Source organism: Ileibacterium valens (assembly GCF_001945525.1).
GTDB lineage: Bacteria > Bacillota_I > Bacilli_A > Erysipelotrichales > Erysipelotrichaceae > Ileibacterium > Ileibacterium valens.
The window spans coordinates 1-1,165 of record NZ_MPJW01000113.1; the positions used below are offsets into that span (position 1 = coordinate 1).

Annotated in this window: 2 protein-coding genes; both read right to left on the reverse strand. The window is 46.4% G+C overall.

Going from position 1 to position 1,165, the window contains the following annotated elements; genetic code table 11:
- Window positions 1–872 (reverse strand): IS66 family transposase zinc-finger binding domain-containing protein (locus BO222_RS05470; RefSeq protein ID WP_143356949.1); only part of this gene is annotated, 872 nt, incomplete at its 3' end.
- Window positions 873–910: 38 nt separating this feature from the next.
- On the reverse strand, window positions 911–1,165 hold a 255-nt coding region (gene tnpB, locus BO222_RS05475), incomplete at its 5' end, for an IS66 family insertion sequence element accessory protein TnpB (protein ID WP_158024562.1).

Below are 1,165 nucleotides of genomic sequence, written 5' to 3' on the forward strand. Positions count from 1 at the left end.
GCAAGCAGAATCTGTCTGAGTCTGTCAAACAGAGGAGCAAAGTAAACCTGCGAAACTGAAATGATCCAGCTGCACAGAGTTCCTGAAGAAACGCTGAACATTCCCATTTCTCTGAACATCGTAATCAGAAGATTGGTGGGAATCTGATAGAGAATCTTGAAGGCGATCGCCATGGCAAGAAATGAGGAGGAAGCCCAGCTTCCGGGCAGAAGCGGCTTTGGAGCCTCGGCCTGAACGGGAGACAGTCCGCATTCACTGAGCGGAGTGTCACTGCCAGCAGCTTTTGCATGACAGCCAGGGCAGCCGTAAGCCACACCCACATACTCAATGACTCTGAGTCTGGGAAGTTCAACCTTAAGCTCGTAACGCAGATGCTTTTCTCCAAACGGAATGAGCTCATGACCACAGTATTCGCAGAACCTTTTGTCCTCATCGAGTTCTCTTACAACCTTTTCCACATCAATACCCATGCGTTCAATCATTTCTTTCAGCGTCGATTTGGGCTTTCTGGTCTGTTTTTTCTTAACCGGACGATGAGTATTTGGCTTTTTGGAAGAATCGGATTCAGACGCAGATCCGGCAGAAGGTGTGGAGTCAGAATCATTACCGTCGTCATCATCCTTCTTCTTGCCACTCGAGCGTTTCTCAGATTTCTTTCCATAGCGCTGAGCCGCCATCAGAGTGATCTGCTCAGTCAGAGAAGCGATCGTTGTATTGGCTGCTTCAACCTGTTCGGTCAGCGAATGGATAATTTCATCTTTTTTCCGGCTGTCCTTGAGAGCGTCGTCCAGCTGCTGGCTGATCTTCACAAGCTGCTGAAAAAACGGATTTGAAGAGATGTTAGATGTGTTTGCAGAGCTGTTTTCCGGCATAGTATTCACCCATCACATTATACCATAAAACAGTCTGTTTATGCTTTATATAAAGTATTTTCAGATCTTTTTGATGCCTGTTTTATACTCGTTTTCTGAGTGATTGAAAGACCATCAAGCAGCCATCTGAGCTGCTGTTCACTGAGTTCAAGAACCTCATTTTTATCTCTTGGCCACCTGAATCTGCCGCAGCTCAGCCTCTTGTAAAGAAGCAGATAGCCATCTTCCTGCCATAGAAGCCCTTTGATTCTGTCTGACTTTCTGCCGCAGAAAAGAAAGAGGATTTTCCGCAC